Genomic DNA, 16327 nt, shown 5'->3' with positions numbered 1-16327 from the left:
CGATCGTCACCTGCGGCCATCGGACTTTTACCCTAAAACACTAATTGCACCTTGGCGGCCCGGCGCTTGTCGCCGGCAAACTCCAGCGCCTGCGCCAGTTGGTCCCCGGCGAACTCCGCCGACAGCAGCGGCAGCGGATCGACCACATCGCCGGCCAGCCAGGCCACCGCCAGCGCGAATTCCTCCACGAAGCGGAAGGAGCCGAGCAGATTCAACTCCTTGGCGATCAACAGCATCAGCGGGAAATCAGGGAAGCTACCGCCCATCCCCACCTGCACGACGGTGCCCTTGGCGCGCGTGACTTCCAGGCAGCGCTGCAGCGACGTCGGATGCCCTGCTGCCTCGAAAGCGATGTCGAAATAGCCTTTGTGTTGCTGATATCCGCTGAAATCGTCGTCTGCGGCATGCAGACAGCAGTCCGCCCCCATCTGGCCGGCGAGCTCCAGACAGCGCGGGCTGAGATCGGCGCAGACGATCTCGGCGGCGCCCAGCGCTTTCAGCGCCGCCACCAGCAAACAGCCGATCGGGCCGACGCCGGACACGAAAACCGTTTTACCCTTCACCGCGCCGGGCTGTTTCGCCGCGTGGATCGCCACCGCCAGCGGTTCGGCGAATACCATCACCCTGTCGTCGCGATCGGCGGCGTAAGGAATGCACTGCACGCTATCCACCACCTTGTATTGGGTGAAAGCGCCGTCGACGTGCGGGAAATACATCGCGCTGCCGAAAAAGCGCATTTCGACGCACTGATTGCTTTGCTGCGCCAGACAATATTTGCACTGCCCGCAGGGTTTGCTGGGATTGAGCGCCACCTTCTGCCCGACCGGCAACTGCGGCGAATCGCTGGCGAGCACCTCGCCGATCGCCTCGTGGCCCAGCACCATCGGCTGGCGTACCTGAAAATTGCCGACCTTCCCTTCCTGAAAGTAATGCAGGTCCGAGCCGCAGATGCCGCCGCGGCGGATTTTCACCAGCGTGCCCTGCCCCTGATAATTCACTTCTTGCGCGATCACCGCCACGTCGCGTTTGCCGTTGACCATGCAGGACTGGGTTTGAATTTTCATCTCAACACTCCACGCAAGAGGGATTACACCGCAGCGGACATGCCGCCATCGACAAACAGCAGCTGCCCGTTGACGAAGCTGGAAGCGTCGGCGGCCAGGAACACCGCCGCGCCGATCAGCTCCTGCGGATCCCCCCAACGCGCGGCGGGCGTGCGCTGGGTTAGCCAGGCGGTAAAGGCCGGGTCGTCGGCCAACGCCTGCGTCATCTCGGTTTTGAAATAGCCGGGGGCAATGCCGTTGACCTGAATGTTGTAACGCGCCAACTCCACGCACATGCCGCGCGTCAGCATTTTCACCGCGCCCTTGGATGCCGCATAAGGGGTGATGGTGTCACGTCCCAGCTCGCTTTGCATCGAGCCGATATTGACTATCTTGCCGCGCCCGCGCGGCACCATGTAACGGGCCACGGTCTGCGACACGATGAAGACCGCCTTCTGGTTGACGGCGATGATGTCGTCCCAGTCTTGCTCCGGGAACTCGGTGAAGGGATGACGGCGCTGGATGCCGGCGTTGTTGATCAACACGTCTATCGCGCCGATGTCCGTTTCGATACGGCCGATGGCGGCATGCACCGCCTGAGAGTCGGTGACGTCGAACGCCGCCGCGTCGGCGCACAGCCCCTCTTCGCGCAGGCGATCGGCGGCGTGCCGGGCATGTTCTTCGGTGGTGGCGTTGACCAGAATATGCGCGCCTTGCTGCGCCAGACCGCGCGCCAGCAGAAAACCGATGCCGCGCGAGGCGCCGGTGATCAAGACGGTTTTGTTATCCAGAGAAAACAGGTTGTTCATGGTGATTCCCGGCCTTCAGGCCTCCAATCGGACAGGCCTCTATCTCAGCCGATTGTTACCGGTAAAAACGTGATGGAAATCACTGAAAATAATGTTACGAAACCCTGTTACCCTTAACGTGAACTCACGCAGACAGTGAGAGAACAAAACCAACCTATCTAATTGAAAAATTAATGTTTTCAATAAAATCGCATGCGTTGTTATCACCAAATCGATTTGTTAACATACCGCTATCCACCCTTGCCGCTCCGCCCGTTAAGGCTACCGAATGAAACACCCCCGCGTAACGCTACAGGACATCGCGCAATTGGCCGGCGTGACCAAAATGACCGTCAGCCGTTTTCTGCGCACGCCGGACAAAGTGGCGGCCGACACCGCCGAACGTATTGCGCAGGTCATGCGGGAGCTGAACATCACTGATGCCGATACCGCACAGGCCGGCAGAAAACCGCGCATCGGCGTGTTGATCCCCTCTTTCAATAACCAGATCTTCGCCGATCTGCTGGCTGGCATCGAATCCGTCACCCAGGCGCGGGGTTATCAAACGCTGGTGGTGAACTACGATTACAGCCCGCAGCGGGAAGAAGAGCAGATCGCACAGCTGCTGGCTTATCCAATCGCCGGGCTAATCCTCACAGATTCGGCGCACACCTTGCGCGCGGAGAGCTATCTCGCCGCCGCGAAAATTCCCATCGCGCAGGTGATGGATCTCGACGCGCCGCCGGGGCGGATCGCGGTGGGATTCGACAATGAACAGGCGGGGTATGACATGACCGCCGCGCTGCTGGCCAGCGGCAAACGCCATATCGTTTACTTTGGCGCCATGTCCGACGCCCGCGACACTAAACGTTACCAGGGATACTGCCGCGCCATGGCGGCTCAGGGGCAAACGCCGCGCCAGATCACACCGCATCGGGTCTCATCGGTTTCGATCGGCGCCGACATGCTGGCGATGGCGCGCGAACGCTACCCGCAGTTGGACGGTATCCTGTGCACCAACGACGATTTGGCGGTAGGCGTGTTGCAGGCCTGCCTGCGTCTCGGCGTGCGCGTGCCGCAGGAGGTTGCGCTATCGGGTTTTCACGGTCTGGATATCGGCCAGGCGACCACGCCGGGCATCGCCAGCGTGATCACGCCGCGCTTTGAGATGGGTAAGGCCGCCAGTGAACTGTTGCTGCAGCGGATCGCGGGCGAGCCCTGCGCCGAGCGTCTCGACCTGCACTACCGCCTCTCACTCGGCGGCACCGTTTGAGCCGGCATGCCGGCTGACCGGTTGTGCGGCGCGGGCTTTTTCGCTGCGCGCCGCCCACCACAGCCCGCTGTTTTTCATCGCATAGCCGAATAGCAGGCCCACCAGCAAAGAGAGCGTCACCAGCGGCCAGTCGCCGCCGCCGGCGAAGGTCGCACAGGCGCCGATAAAGGTGCCGGGCACGAACCCCAGCCATTGCTGTTTGGCCTGTATGCACATCAAGAACGCCACGGCGCCGGTCAGCAGATACCCCAGCAAATTCCATTGCGGCGCCAGTTCGCTGCCGTGGATGATGACCATTGCCCAGAAAACGCCGCTGCAGCAGGTCAACGCGCCGATCAACAGCCCTTTCAGGCCGCCCTGCGGGCAGGCGAAATAGGCCGTGCAGCCGAGAAAACCGGCCCAACCGATCAGGCCCAGACTGACGGCAACCCATCCCCAAACGCCGGACAGGATCCCGGTGGTGACGGCAATGGCGAAAAGAACGTTCATAAAGTGACCTGCAGCAAAAAGAAAGCGCGCAGTTTACCCGAAAACGGGCCAATTTATGCGATACAAATCACATCATAAATGTAATTAAAGAATCATTAATTATAAAAAATAGATATTCATCACAAAATAATTAGCAAGTGAACCCCAGCCGGGACGTCTTCCATGCCAGCAACAGGCACACTGCGCTGCTGCTCAAGAACAGCAAATGGGTCGCCTGCTGCAGATCGACGCGATCGACCACCACGCCCAGCAAGATCGGCACCCAGTTGGCGATATAAGCGATAACGTAAAACAGAGAAAGCAAACGCGCATGGCTGGTCGGTGGCGAAATCAAGTTCACCAGGGTTGCGCTGCCGACGAAAATGGCGCCGTAAGCATAGCCGGCCACCACCAGCCCCGCCGCCGCCAGCCCCAGAGAATGCCACTGGATCGCCATGGCGAACACCACTGCCGCCAACACCTGCGCCAGGCAACCGAACAACAGCGAATGACGGGCGTTAATGCGGCGGCTCAGGATCTGGCTGATGCCGGCGATCAGCAGATACACCGCAATCGCATAGCCAAAGACGCCACGCTGGTGCATGCCTAACAGCCTTTCCGCCACGCCGGGGCCGATTGCCAAAATACTGGCGGCCAGCGCCCAACAGACAAACAGCGCTCCGGCGCACACAAAGAATTTACCGCCGGTAGCGCGCAGGCCATCGAGCAGCGTGCTTTTTTCCTGTTCGGCCGGCGCAGCGCGGGCCAGCGACGCAACCTGACCACGCGGCCACAGCAGCATGACGCCCAACGCCGCCATGGCGGCAATGGCCATGATGAAAACGAACGGCAGCGTCGTGGGATGAAAACCGGTCTGCAAAGCGATGCCGCTGAAGATCGGCCCCAGCGCTAATCCGGTGGTGAATGACAGCGTTGCGATTAACGCCGCGCTTTTACCGCCGTCGCGCGGCCCAAACCGCACCAACGCGATGTTCGCCGCGCCGGTCAGCGCCCCGGTGCCCACCCCGGCCAGCAGCCGCGCCATCAGCATCATGACAAAGGTATCAGCCAGCGCGAACAGCAGCGCGCCGCTCAACACCACCAGCAACGCCGGCACGATCATGCTGCGTAAATCCTTTACTTTGCCGGCCAGATTGCCGACGCCGAACAAAGAGATCAGCACGCCGGCGGCATAGGCGCCGTAGATGACGGTCAGACTGACCGAGCTTAGCGCAAGCCGCTGCTGATACAGCGGATAAAGCGGCGTCGGCGCGCTGCTGTTCAGCAATGCCGACATCAAAGCCAGCGCCAGGAACAGTAAAATGGCCGTGCGCGACGCCTGTGCGTTTGCTGGCGCCACGTCCTGGATGGCGGTATTTTCTGACATGCTTCAACTCCCAAAGTCGGCAGGCGGCGGCCTGCCATCGTCGTCTTTCCTCACCCGGTCTGCCGGGAACGGCGCTTATCATAGCGTTACGGCGAAAGGCGAAGTATCGCCAAGAATGAATCACCCCGATGCATTTTTGCATCACCGGGGAAATAACCGCCGATGTGCGTGCCGTTAACCGTCTTTCTCTCCCACCAGGCGGAACAACGCTTTATGATAGATACCGGTATCGTTCGCCCGGCCCGCACTGCTCACTTGGCGCCGACAAATCTGCAGAGAGGAAATGGCATGATGAATTGGGATGACGCGCGCTTCTTTCTGGCCGTCGCGCGCTGCGGCACGTTACGTAAAGCCGCCAACCAGCTGCAGGTTGATCAAGCGACCGTCGGCCGACGTCTCACCGCCCTGGAAAGCTCACTGGGTTCGAAATTGTTTATCCGCACGCCAAAATCCTTCTCCCTCAGCCCGCTGGGCGAATCCATGCTGGCGGACGTGATGAAGATGGAAAATGCCGTGCAGGCGATCGCTCGCAAAGCCGCCGGCGGCGACGAAAGCCTGTGCGGCAACGTGCGCATCGCCACCACCGATACCCTGGCCGAAGCCTTCGTGATACCGGCGCTGCAAGATCTGCGGCAACGCTATCCGGCCATTACCGTCACGCTGTTGACGGCGCTGAACATCGCCGATATCGCTTACCACGGCGCGGATCTGGCGATCCGCGGCGCGCGCCCCGATGACGATGAACTGATCATCAAGCGGCTGGCCACCATCGAGATGGGGCTGTACGCCAGCCCGCACTATCTGGCGCAACGCGGCATGCCGGTCAAAGGCGAGCAGCTGCGCGGGCACGATCTGCTGATGTTCCCGCGCGAACTGGTGCCGCGCCATTGGAGCGATTTCGGCGGCGAGGCCCTGCACGAGCCCAACGTTGTGCTGCAATGCAATTCGCAACTGCTGTTACGTTCGGCCACTCGCAGCGGGCTGGGCATTGGCCTGCTCTCCGCGTTTCTGGCGGATAAAGACCCGGAGCTGGTACGCCTCTTTCCCGAGAACAAAGACTGGGTGGACATCTGGTTGGTGCTGCATCCCGACCTGCAGCGCGCCGCCCGAATACGCGCGGTCGTGCAGGCGCTGGAAGAGTCGTTTACTCCCGATTCCGCCTTATCCGGCGCATAAAAAAAGGCCGCCGAAGCGACCTTTTTACCGTCTGAAGCGTTATCAGAACGTCGGCTGCGCCATCTGCACCAGCGAAATCAGCGGCTGAGGATAAACCCCCAACAGCAGCACCAGCGCGGCTGAGATCAGCACCACGACGCCACCGGCGGTCAACGCCCAGTTGTTCGGGGTGTCGCGCTGCAGCGATTCCGGCGCGCTGAGGAACAGGCTGACGGTCACACGCAGGTAGTAGTACAGGCCGATGGCGCTGCCTACCACGACTGCGCCGGTCAGCCACCACAGGTGCGCGCTGACGCCCATCGCGATCACGAAGAACTTACCGATAAAGCCCAGCGTCATCGGGATACCGGCCAGCGACAGCATCATCACCGTCATTACCGCGGACAAGATTGGCTTGTGCCAGAACAGACCACGGTAAGAGAACAGCGAATCCGCATCCGGGCCGCGGTATGGGCTGGACATCAGGCTGACCACGCCGAAGGCGCCCAGGCTGCTGAACAGGTAACCGGCCAGATAAACGCCGGCGGTTTCCAGCGACAGCTGATGGGTTTGCACCGCAATCAGCGCCACCAGCAGGTAGCCCAGGTGAGCGATCGACGAGTAGCCCAGCAGACGCTTGATGTTGGTCTGGCTGATGGCCATCAGGTTACCGAACAAGATGGAGCAGAACGCGATGATCGACAACACCATGCGCAGCGCTTCGTTGTCGGCGGCCGGGGCATACAGGAACAGACGCATCACGACCGCAAAGATCGCGATCTTGCTGGCGGTCGCCAGGAAGGTCGAGACCGGCGCAGGCGCGCCCTGATACACATCCGGCGTCCACAGTTGGAACGGCACCAGCGACAGCTTGAAGCCAAGACCGACGATCATCATGCCCATGCCGGCCAGGATCAGCGGCTGGTGCATCATGTTTTCCTGCAGGCTCTTGCCGAGGCCGGCCAGCGACAGATCGCCGGATTCGGCGTACAGCAGCGCCATGCCGAACAGCAGGAACGACGACGCGGCAGCGGACAGCAGCATGTACTTGATGGCGGCTTCCAGCGGGCGCTTCTGGCGGTAGGCGTAGCCCACCAGGCCGAACAGCGGCAGCGAGATCAGCTCGATACCGATGAACAGCGAAGCCAGATGGTTGGCGCTCGCCAACAGGATGCCGCCCATGGCGGCGATCAGCACCAGCAGGTAGAACTCTTCGCGGTTATCCGGATAGCCGACCAGCCACGGATACGCGAAGGTGCAGGTCGCCAGACTCGCCAGCAGCACCAGCCCGGTGTAGAACATCGAGTAGCCGTCAACCCGCAGCAGCGGGGTAACGTCCATTGGGCCTGCCTGGCCGACAAAGTACAGCGAAAGCAGCGCCAGGTTGAGACCGATCACGGTCAGGGTGGCGTTGATAAAGTGGTCGCGTCGCCACGCAATGCCTAGCATCACAACCACCACCGTCAATCCGACGATCAACAGCGGCAGCAGTGCGATCAGTTGTTGAGGAGTTATTGTCATGGCGAATTACGGCCTTGTTGTTGAAATTGCTGAAACTGACGAACCAAACCAGTGTTGCACGTTGCTCATCGCCGCGTTGGAAGTATCCAGAATCGGCTGCGGGTAAACCCCCAGCAGAACCAGCAACACCACCAGCAGCAGAATGATGAACAGTTCGCGCGCGGTCATGCCCTGCAGCGGCTGGTCGGATTTAGGCGCACCGTAGTAAGCGCGCTGCATCATGATCAGCGAGTAAACCGAAGCGAACACCAGACCGAAGGTGGAGATCACGGTGATCACAGGCACCACCTGGTAGCTGCCGAACAGAATCATGAATTCGCCGACGAAGTTACCGGTGCCCGGCATCCCCAGCGTAGCCACGGCGAAGAACAGCGACAGCGCAGGGATGAACTTGATGCGCCCCCACAGGCCGCCCATCTGACGCATGTCACGGGTATGCAGGCGCTCATACAGCTGGCCACAGATGATAAACATGCCGGCGGCGGACAGGCCGTGCGCGATCATCTGGATAACCGCGCCCTGGTAAGCCAGCTGGCTGCCGGTGTAGATGGCGATCAGCACGAAGCCCATGTGCGATACCGAGGTGTAAGCGATAAGGCGCTTGATGTCGGTCTGCGCGAACGCCATCCAGGCGCCGTAGAAGATGCCGATCACGCCCAGCCACATGGCGATTGGCGCGAACTCGTGCGAAGCCTCAGGGAACAGCGGCAGGCTGAAACGCAGCAGGCCGTAGGCCGCGGTTTTCAGCAAGATGCCCGCCAGGTCGACGGAACCTGCGGTTGGCGCCTGGCTGTGCGCATCCGGCAACCAGCCGTGCAGCGGCACTACCGGCATTTTCACCGCGAAGGCGATGAAGAAGCCCAGCATCAGCATATATTGCACGTTGTGGGACATTGGCGTTTGCAGCAGGTCTTCGTAATCGAAGGTCCACACGCCGGTGGCGTTGTAGTGCACGAACACCAGGCCCAGGATCGCAATCAGCATCACCAGACCGCTGGCCTGGGTGTAGATGAAGAACTTGGTCGCCGCGGTGATGCGGGTTTTACCGTCCGACGCCTTGTGACCCCACAGCGCGATCAGGAAGTACATCGGCACCAACATCATTTCCCAGAAGAAGAAGAACAGGAACATGTCGATGGCGAGGAACACGCCGATAACGCCGCCCAGGATCCACAGCAGGTTGAGGTGGAAGAAGCCCTGATACTTCTGGATTTCACGCCAGGAACAGAGGATCGCCAGCACGCCCAGCAGACCGGTCAACACCACCATCAGCAGCGACAGACCGTCCAGCGCCAGGTGGATGGAGATGCCGAAGCGCGGGATCCACGGCAGCAGGAACTCGCTCTGCCACTGCGGAATGCCTTTCGGCGTGGTCAATGTATAGCCGCCCTGCATCCACAGCTGCAGAGAGAGCGCCAACGTCAGCCCCATTGCGATCAGCGCTATCCAGCGCGGCACCTTAGTACCGAAACGCTCAAGCTGCCAGCACAGCAGACCGCCGATAAAGGGGATAAGAATTAGCCAAGGTAATAGCATGGCGTTTTGTGTCCCTTATACGAATAATTTCAAACTTTGTACGTAGCGCCTGCCCGGCGCTACGCCCGAAAAATGCGTCTGTTTAAATTATTCAATTAAACCAAAATCAACAGAGCCAATACGACCACTGCACCCACACCCATAGACGCTATATACCAACGCACCTGACCGTTCTCGCTCACCGTCAGACCGCGGTTCCCCCAGCGGGAGAAGACGGCCGGCAGGTTCATCAGCGAGTTCAGCGGATCGCGTTGCAGCAGCTTCGCGATGCCCAGGTACGGCTTGACGAACACTTTGTCATACAGCCAGTCGAAGCCCCAGGCATGGAACCACCAGGTCGAGAAGAAACGGCCCGGCGCACTGTTGGCGATGCTGTTGACCAGGCTGCGTTTGCCCAGCCACAGCGCGGCCGCCAGCAGAATGCCGACGATAGCCACCACGCCGGAGGTGATTTCAAGCCGCAGCACGCTGCCGTGCGCCAGCTCGGTGGTCTCCGGCAGCACGCCCTGCAACGGCGGCACGATCATCGCGCCGACGAAGGTGGACAGCACCAGCAGAACCAGCAGTGGCAAGTGGTGAGTGATGCCTTTACCGGCATGCGCTTTGATTTTCTCTTCGCCATGGAACACGATGAAAATCATACGGAAGGTGTACAGCGAGGTCATGAACGCACCGACCAGGCCGGCAACCATCAGGTTGATGTGGCCGTTGGCCATCGCGCCCGCCAGGATCTCGTCCTTACTGAAGAAGCCGGCCGTGACCAGCGGCAACGCAGACAGCGCCGCGCCGCCCACCAGGAAGCAGACGTACACCAGCGGGATGCTCTTGCGCAGACCGCCCATCTTGAAGATGTTTTGCTCGTGGTGGCAAGCCAGGATCACCGAACCGGACGACAGGAACAGCAGCGCCTTGAAGAACGCGTGGGTCATCAGGTGGAAGATCGCCGCGTCCCATGCCTGCACGCCCAGCGCCAGGAACATGTAACCGATCTGGCTCATGGTGGAGTAAGCGAGCACGCGCTTGATGTCGGTCTGTACCAGCGCGGCGAAGCCGGCCAGCAGCAGAGTGACCGCACCGACGATGCCCACCAGGTGCAGCACTTCCGGCGCCATCAGGAACAGGCCGTGCGTGCGGGCGATCAGATAGACGCCCGCGGTCACCATGGTCGCCGCGTGGATCAGTGCGGAAACCGGGGTTGGGCCCGCCATCGCGTCCGCCAACCAGGTTTGCAGCGGCAGCTGCGCCGATTTACCGACCGCGCCGCCCAGCAGCATCAGGGTCGCCCAGGTGATGGCCGTGTCGCCCACCGCCAGTTTCTGTGGCGCCAGGATCATCAGCTCGCGGATGTTCAGCGTGCCCAGCTCGTTGTAGAGGATGAACAGCGCGAACGCCAGGAACACGTCGCCCACGCGGGTCACGATAAAGGCTTTCATCGCCGCCGCGCCGTTGGCCGGATCTTTGTAGTAGAAACCGATCAACAGGTAGCTGCACAGGCCCACGCCTTCCCAACCCAGGTACATCAGCAGCAGGTTGTCCGCCAGCACCAATACCACCATGCTGGCGATAAACAGGTTGGTGTAAGCGAAGAAGCGCGAATAGCCCTCTTCACCGCGCATGTACCAGGAAGCGAACATGTGGATGAAGAAGCCGACGCCGGTGACCACCGACAGCATGGTCAGCGACAGGCCGTCCAGCACCAGAGTCACGCCGATATTGAAGTTGCCGACGGCCATCCAGGTCCACAGGCTTTGCTCGAACAGCTGCACGCCGGCGGCTTTCTGGGCGAAGAAATCCATCGCCACATACACCGTGACCAGCGCAGCCAGGCCGATAGAACCCACGCCGACGGTGGCCGCCGTGTTTTCAGACCAACGACCGCGGGAAAATGCCAACAGCAGGAACCCGATCAGCGGTAGCAGAATTGTTAAATATAATAGGTTCATCCGCGCATCTCACTGACAGTATCAATATTCAGGGTATGACGACGGCGGTAGAGCTGCAGCAGCAGCGCCAGGCCGATACTGGCCTCGGCTGCCGCCAGGCTGATCGCCAGGATGTACATCACCTGCCCGTCCGCCTGGCCCCAGTAGCTTCCCGCCACGATAAACGCCAACGCCGCAGCGTTGATCATCACTTCCAGGCTGATCAGCATAAACAGCAGGTTGCGGCGCACCAACAGCCCGGTCAGCCCGAGCACAAACAGGATAGCCGCCAGGATCAGGCCATGTTGAAGAGGGATCATGCTTGCTCCTCCGATTTTCTTCTCGCCATTTCGCCACCCACCGGCGCGTTGCTCAGCACCTCGCCAGGCTTGTGCTCGCGGCCGATATGGAAGGCGACAACCAGACCCGCCAACAGCAGCATTGAAGCCAGCTCAACCGCCAGTACGTAAGGCCCGAACAGGCTGATGCCCACCGCCTTCGCGTCAACCATCTCACCGCTGATGCCCTGATCGGATACGCTGCGGATCGCAACGATCAATACCACCAGCAGCGCCAGTGACAGCAGGCCAGGCCCGATCCACACCGTCGGTTTCATCCAGTCGCGCTCTTGCTGCTGCACGTTGCCGAGGTTCAGCATCATCACCACGAACACGAACAGCACCATGATGGCGCCCGCATAAACGATGATTTCCAACGCGGCGGCAAAGTAGGCGCCGAGAGAGAAGAAGACTGCCGAGATCGCCAGTAACGAGACGATCAGATACAGCAGCGCATGCACAGGGTTGGTATGGGTGATCACGCGAATCGTCGCGGCCACCGCAATCAAACCTGCCAGATAAAATGCAATTTCCATGCTTGCTGGCTCCTTAGGGCAACAGACCTTTGACGTCGATCGGTTTGGCTTCGTTTTCGGCTTCGCCTTTGGCTTTGCCGTCAATCGCCATACCGGCCATCCGGTAGAAGTTATATTCCGGATATTTACCCGGCCCCGAGATCAACAGATCTTCTTTTTCGTACACCAGATCCTGACGCTTGTACTCACCCAATTCGAAATCCGGCGTCAGCTGGATAGCGGTAGTCGGGCAAGCCTCTTCGCACAGGCCACAGAAGATGCAGCGCGAGAAGTTGATACGGAAGAACTCCGGATACCAACGGCCGTCTTTCTGTTCCGCTTTTTGCAGCGAGATACAGCCGACCGGGCAGGCAACCGCACACAGGTTACAGGCGACGCAGCGCTCTTCGCCGTCCGGATCGCGCGTCAGCACGATGCGGCCGCGGTAGCGCGGCGGCAGGTAAACCGGTTCTTCCGGGTACATCTGGGTTTCACGCTTGGCGAAGGCATGCATGCCAATCATCCAAATGCTGCGCACCTGGGTGCCGAAACCAACCACTAACTCTTTCAATGTCATGGTTTATTCACCCCTTATTGAGCGTTGTACAAAATGACCGCGGCGGTTGCCAGCAGGTTCAGCAGCGTCAGCGGCAGGCACACTTTCCAGCCGAAAGACATCACCTGGTCATAACGCGGACGCGGCAGCGCGGCGCGGATCAGGATGAACATCATCATGAAGAAGGCCGTTTTCAACGCGAACCAGATGAATGGCGGCAGGAACGGACCCTGCCAGCCGCCGAAGAACAACGTCACAATCAGGGCGGACACGGTGACGATACCGATGTATTCCCCCACGAAGAACAGACCGAACTTCATGCCGGAATATTCGATGTGGTAACCGTCAGCCAGTTCCTGCTCGGCTTCCGGCTGGTCAAACGGGTGACGGTGACACACCGCCACGCCGGCGATCGCGAAGGTCACGAAGCCGAAGAACTGCGGAATGACGTTCCAGACGTGCGCCTGCGATTCAACGATAGCCTGCATGTTGAACGAACCCGCCTGCATCACCACGCCCATCAGCGACAGGCCGATGAACACTTCGTAGCTCAGGGTTTGCGCGGAGGCGCGCATCGCGCCCAACAGCGAGTATTTGTTGTTGCTCGACCAGCCGGCGAACAGCACGGCGTACACCGCCAGGCCGGCCATCATCAGGAAGAACAGAATACCGATGTTGAGATCGGACACCGCCCAGGTCGGGCTGACCGGTACGATGGCAAATGCCAGCAACAGGGAAGTAAAGGCGATCATCGGCGCCAGGGTGAAGATCACCCGGTCGGAGAATCTCGGCACCCAGTCTTCCTTGAAGAACATTTTGATCATGTCGGCGACCAGCTGCAGCGAGCCGCCCCAGCCTACACGGTTCGGTCCGTAACGGTTCTGGAACAGGCCGAGCAGGCGGCGTTCGCCGAAGCTCATGAATGCCCCGCACGCCACGACCACCAACAGGATCACGACCGCTTTAAGAACGGCGATCAGAATGTCGATCACCTCAGGGGTAAACCAGCTCATCGTGCCGCCTCCCGCAGATTGTCTACCTTAGCACCCACCAAGATCGGCGGGATCCCTGGCAAGCCGAGCGGCAAACCAACCTGGCCCTGGGTCAGGGTTTCACTCAGACGCACCGGCAGACGCAAGGTCTGGCCCGCACAGCTGAACTCCACCAGGCTGCCCGCGTTGACGCCAAGCGTCGCCGCGTCGGCCGGGTTGACCATCACGTAGGCTTCCGGCATGCGTTGCTGGATCACGTGAGAGCGCTGCGACATTTCATCGCTGCCGAACAGGTGGTAGTAAGGCGCGACACGCCAGCCGTCGTTCGGATTGAAGGCGGCTGGCACGCGGTCGAAGTAACCGAGGCTGCCCTCCCCCGCTTCGATCAGGCGCACGCCCGGATCGCCGTGGCGCAGTTTGCCGCCCACTTCGGCCTGGAACTTGTTCCATGCCTGCGGTGAGTTCCAGCCTGGCGCCCAGGCGAACGGGATCTGCTGACGATCGGCCAGCGGGCTGTTGTTCCCTTCCATCGAGAAGGCGAACATGGTGTCTTTATCCTGCGGCTGACGCGGCTCGTGCACGCTGATGTTGGCGCGCATGGCGGTACGGCCGCTGGAACGGTGCGGCGAACGCGCCAGCTTCTGACCGCGAATGCGGAAAGTCGCGTCCGGCGCGGCATCGACGATGCCCTGCAGCTGCGGCAACGCGGCGACGCAAGCGGCGATCACGTCATCGAGCTGAGTCCAGTCCACATGGCGGCTGGTGTAGGTGGAGTGCAGCGAGTGCATCCAGCGCCAGCTTTCCAGCATCACGGTGAACTGATTCTTCTTGGCGTCATCGTAGTAAGCCGGATCGTATACCTGGAAGAAGCGCTGCGCGCGGCCTTCCTGGTTGATCAGCGTACCGTCGCTCTCGGCGAAGCTGGCCGAGGAGAGGATCAGGTTGGCTTTGTCCATGATCGCGGTGCGCTGGTGATCGGCGACGATCAGGTTGTTGACCTTGGCCAACGCTGCGTCCACCTGCGCCGCCGGCGCATGACGATAGAGATCGTTTTCCATCACGATGGCGGTATCGGCTGCGCCGCTCGCCAGCTGTTCCAGCGCCTGATCGAGCGAACCGCCGCCGATCATCGCCAGGCCCATGCTGTTGGCGGCGCCCGCCACGAAGGTGATGCCGACGTCGGAACCGCGGCCCTTCAACGCTTTGGCGATGTTGGCCGCCGCTTCGATGATGGCTTCGCTGCCGGCGTTGCTGCCGGTCACGATCAGCGGTTTGCGTGCGCCGGTCAGCGCCTGCACGATGATATCGACTTTCTTGTTCAGGCCTTCGGCCAGATCGTTCACCGCTGGCGCTGCGCTATCCAGCGCGTGCGCGATGGCGAAGCCGAAGCGCGCCTGCTCGTCTACCGGCGCACGGTAGTTCCAGGCGGCGATGTCGTCCAGGCGGGTGTTGTCGACGTTGGTGGTGAACAGCGGGTACTTGGCGTGCTGGCCGATGTTCTGCACCGCCGCGATCTGCCAGTCGGCCACGCGCTGCGCCGCCGCCATCGCGCGGGCTTTGCCTTTGACGGCCTGACGCACGGACAGCGCGATGCGCGCGCCGGTTTGCGTCAGGTCTTCGCCCAGCACCAGCACCGCGTCGTAATCTTCGATCTCACGCAGCGCCGGCGTATGAACGCCGCCGTTCTTCAGCACGTTCAGCATCAGCGCCAGGCGTGATTGCTCCGCCTGAGCGATACCGGTGTAGTAGTTCTCGGCGCCGACCAGCTCGCGCAGCGCGAAGTTGCTTTCCAGGCTGGCGCGCGGGGAGCCGATGCCGATGGTTTTCTTCGCCTGACGCAGGATGTCCGCCGCGCCCTGCATCGCCTGCTCGGCGTTCAGGGTGATCCAGTCGTCGCCGCGCAGCTGCTGCGGTTGACGCGGACGATCTTTCTGGTTGACGTAGCCGTAACCGAAGCGGCCGCGGTCGCACAGGAAGTAGTGGTTCACGCTGCCGTTGTAACGGTTTTCGATACGGCGCAGCTCGCCATAGCGCTCGCCCGGGCTGGTGTTACAGCCGATGCTGCACTGCTGGCAAATGCTCGGCGCGAACTGCATGTCCCATTTACGGTTGTAGCGTTCGGAGTGCGTTTTGTCGGTGAAAACGCCGGTCGGGCACACTTCCACCAGGTTGCCGGAGAACTCGCTTTCCAGCGTGCCGCTTTCCGGGCGACCAAAGTAGACGTTGTCGTGTGCGCCGTACACGCCGAAGTCGGTGCCGTCCGCATAGTCTTTGTAGTAACGCACGCAGCGGTAGCAGGCGATGCAGCGGTTCATCTCGTGCGAGATAAACGGCCCCAGCTCCTGGTTGTTGTGGGTGCGCTTGGTGAAGCGGTAGCGACGGAAGCTGTGGCCGGTCATTACCGTCATATCCTGCAGGTGACAGTTACCGCCTTCCTCACAGACCGGGCAATCGTGCGGGTGGTTGGTCATCAACCACTCGACCACGCTTTCACGGAACTGCTTCGCTTCGCCGTCATCGATAGAGATGAAGGTGCCATCGGATGCCGGGGTCATACAGGACATCACCAAACGGCCGCGCGTATCTTCCGCGTTTTGGTATTGCTTTACCGCACATTGGCGGCAAGCGCCGACGCTTCCCAGCGCCGGATGCCAGCAAAAGTAAGGAATATCAAGGCCGAGGGAGAGACAAGCCTGCAGCAGGTTGTCCGCCCCGTCTACCTCATACTCTTTGCCGTCTACATGAATCGTAGCCATAGTCAGCATGCTTCCAAGTGGCCTGCCTTGCGGCAGGCGTTAATCAAAAATTCTGGCCGTGTTCGGGCGAGTTCGGC

Annotated in this window: 14 protein-coding genes; 2 read left to right on the top strand and 12 right to left on the bottom strand. The window is 60.9% G+C overall.

Annotation, left to right across the window (positions count from 1 at the left end; all coding sequences use genetic code 11):
* Positions 1-32: 32 nt before the first annotated feature.
* Positions 33-1064 carry an L-idonate 5-dehydrogenase gene (gene idnD, locus J9788_RS06495; RefSeq protein WP_182264120.1) on the bottom strand — a complete coding sequence of 344 codons (1032 nt, stop codon included), beginning with the start codon at positions 1062-1064 and terminating at the stop codon, positions 33-35.
* A 23-nt stretch (positions 1065-1087) separates the two neighbouring features.
* Positions 1088-1852 (bottom strand): gluconate 5-dehydrogenase, encoded by a 765-nt coding sequence (gene idnO, locus J9788_RS06490; RefSeq protein ID WP_182264119.1) that lies wholly within the window; start codon positions 1850-1852, stop codon positions 1088-1090.
* Between the two features lie 268 nt (positions 1853-2120).
* Between idnO and J9788_RS06485 the strand changes: the two genes are divergently transcribed.
* Complete coding sequence (locus J9788_RS06485) at positions 2121-3104, top strand: LacI family DNA-binding transcriptional regulator (protein WP_182264118.1); 984 nt, start codon at positions 2121-2123, stop codon at positions 3102-3104.
* Here J9788_RS06485 and J9788_RS06480 read toward each other — a convergent pair.
* Entirely contained in the window at positions 3084-3593 is a 510-nt protein-coding gene (locus J9788_RS06480; RefSeq protein ID WP_033643854.1) for a DUF1097 domain-containing protein, read from the bottom strand. The two genes, J9788_RS06485 and J9788_RS06480, sit on opposite strands and share 21 nt — an antisense overlap.
* Positions 3594-3723: 130 nt before the next feature.
* Positions 3724-4959, bottom strand: a complete 1236-nt coding sequence (locus J9788_RS06475; RefSeq protein WP_182264117.1) for an MFS transporter — start codon at positions 4957-4959, stop codon at positions 3724-3726.
* 288 nt (positions 4960-5247) lie between these two features.
* On the opposite strand from J9788_RS06475, the gene J9788_RS06470 reads away from it, so the two are divergent.
* Positions 5248-6135 (top strand): LysR family transcriptional regulator, encoded by an 888-nt coding sequence (locus tag J9788_RS06470; protein WP_046896322.1) that lies wholly within the window; start codon positions 5248-5250, stop codon positions 6133-6135.
* 42 nt (positions 6136-6177) lie between these two features.
* Here J9788_RS06470 and nuoN read toward each other — a convergent pair whose 3' ends face one another.
* From nuoN to nuoG, 8 genes are all read right to left on the bottom strand, one after another.
* Positions 6178-7635: an NADH-quinone oxidoreductase subunit NuoN gene (nuoN, locus tag J9788_RS06465; RefSeq protein ID WP_033635324.1), complete on the bottom strand. Its 1458-nt coding sequence runs from the start codon at positions 7633-7635 to the stop codon at positions 6178-6180.
* Positions 7636-7641: 6 nt separating this feature from the next.
* Positions 7642-9171 (bottom strand): NADH-quinone oxidoreductase subunit M, encoded by a 1530-nt coding sequence (nuoM, locus tag J9788_RS06460; RefSeq protein WP_033643857.1) that lies wholly within the window; start codon positions 9169-9171, stop codon positions 7642-7644.
* A 95-nt stretch (positions 9172-9266) separates the two neighbouring features.
* Complete coding sequence (gene nuoL / locus J9788_RS06455; RefSeq protein WP_004936005.1) at positions 9267-11114, bottom strand: NADH-quinone oxidoreductase subunit L; 1848 nt, start codon at positions 11112-11114, stop codon at positions 9267-9269.
* On the bottom strand, positions 11111-11413 hold the full coding sequence (gene nuoK / locus J9788_RS06450) for an NADH-quinone oxidoreductase subunit NuoK (RefSeq protein WP_004936014.1): 303 nt from the start codon (positions 11411-11413) through the stop codon (positions 11111-11113). Before nuoK ends, nuoL begins: the two co-directional genes overlap by 4 nt.
* The gene (nuoJ, locus tag J9788_RS06445; RefSeq protein WP_004936018.1) at positions 11410-11967 is read right to left on the bottom strand and encodes an NADH-quinone oxidoreductase subunit J; all 558 of its coding nucleotides are present in this window, start codon (positions 11965-11967) and stop codon (positions 11410-11412) included. Before nuoJ ends, nuoK begins: the two co-directional genes overlap by 4 nt.
* Positions 11968-11980: 13 nt before the next feature.
* Entirely contained in the window at positions 11981-12523 is a 543-nt protein-coding gene (gene nuoI, locus J9788_RS06440; protein ID WP_025160170.1) for an NADH-quinone oxidoreductase subunit NuoI, read from the bottom strand.
* Positions 12524-12537: 14 nt separating this feature from the next.
* The gene (gene nuoH / locus J9788_RS06435; RefSeq protein WP_033643858.1) at positions 12538-13515 is read right to left on the bottom strand and encodes an NADH-quinone oxidoreductase subunit NuoH; all 978 of its coding nucleotides are present in this window, start codon (positions 13513-13515) and stop codon (positions 12538-12540) included.
* The gene (gene nuoG / locus J9788_RS06430) at positions 13512-16250 is read right to left on the bottom strand and encodes an NADH-quinone oxidoreductase subunit NuoG (protein WP_048234759.1); all 2739 of its coding nucleotides are present in this window, start codon (positions 16248-16250) and stop codon (positions 13512-13514) included. Before nuoG ends, nuoH begins: the two co-directional genes overlap by 4 nt.
* Positions 16251-16327: the final 77 nt, after the last annotated feature.

The sequence above is a fragment of the Serratia sp. X10 genome, assembly GCF_017811775.1.
GTDB classification, from domain to species: Bacteria; Pseudomonadota; Gammaproteobacteria; order Enterobacterales; family Enterobacteriaceae; genus Serratia; species Serratia ureilytica.
The sequence above is the reverse complement of the archived record's forward strand: the minus strand, read 5'-3'. Positions and strand labels throughout refer to the sequence as shown.

What these genes read in the sequence shown, in the direction of transcription:
- idnD (WP_182264120.1), bottom strand. Translation starts at nt 1,064, where the DNA reads ATGAAAATTCAAACCCAGTCCTGCATGGTCAACGGCAAACGCGACGTG.
- idnO (WP_182264119.1), bottom strand. Translation starts at nt 1,852, where the DNA reads ATGAACAACCTGTTTTCTCTGGATAACAAAACCGTCTTGATCACCGGC.
- nuoI (WP_025160170.1), bottom strand. Translation starts at nt 12,523, where the DNA reads ATGACATTGAAAGAGTTAGTGGTTGGTTTCGGCACCCAGGTGCGCAGC.
- nuoM (WP_033643857.1), bottom strand. Translation starts at nt 9,171, where the DNA reads ATGCTATTACCTTGGCTAATTCTTATCCCCTTTATCGGCGGTCTGCTG.
- J9788_RS06475 (WP_182264117.1), bottom strand. Translation starts at nt 4,959, where the DNA reads ATGTCAGAAAATACCGCCATCCAGGACGTGGCGCCAGCAAACGCACAG.
- J9788_RS06470 (WP_046896322.1), top strand. Translation starts at nt 5,248, where the DNA reads ATGATGAATTGGGATGACGCGCGCTTCTTTCTGGCCGTCGCGCGCTGC.
- nuoN (WP_033635324.1), bottom strand. Translation starts at nt 7,635, where the DNA reads ATGACAATAACTCCTCAACAACTGATCGCACTGCTGCCGCTGTTGATC.
- nuoL (WP_004936005.1), bottom strand. Translation starts at nt 11,114, where the DNA reads ATGAACCTATTATATTTAACAATTCTGCTACCGCTGATCGGGTTCCTG.
- nuoH (WP_033643858.1), bottom strand. Translation starts at nt 13,515, where the DNA reads ATGAGCTGGTTTACCCCTGAGGTGATCGACATTCTGATCGCCGTTCTT.
- J9788_RS06480 (WP_033643854.1), bottom strand. Translation starts at nt 3,593, where the DNA reads ATGAACGTTCTTTTCGCCATTGCCGTCACCACCGGGATCCTGTCCGGC.
- nuoK (WP_004936014.1), bottom strand. Translation starts at nt 11,413, where the DNA reads ATGATCCCTCTTCAACATGGCCTGATCCTGGCGGCTATCCTGTTTGTG.
- J9788_RS06485 (WP_182264118.1), top strand. Translation starts at nt 2,121, where the DNA reads ATGAAACACCCCCGCGTAACGCTACAGGACATCGCGCAATTGGCCGGC.
- nuoJ (WP_004936018.1), bottom strand. Translation starts at nt 11,967, where the DNA reads ATGGAAATTGCATTTTATCTGGCAGGTTTGATTGCGGTGGCCGCGACG.
- nuoG (WP_048234759.1), bottom strand. Translation starts at nt 16,250, where the DNA reads ATGGCTACGATTCATGTAGACGGCAAAGAGTATGAGGTAGACGGGGCG.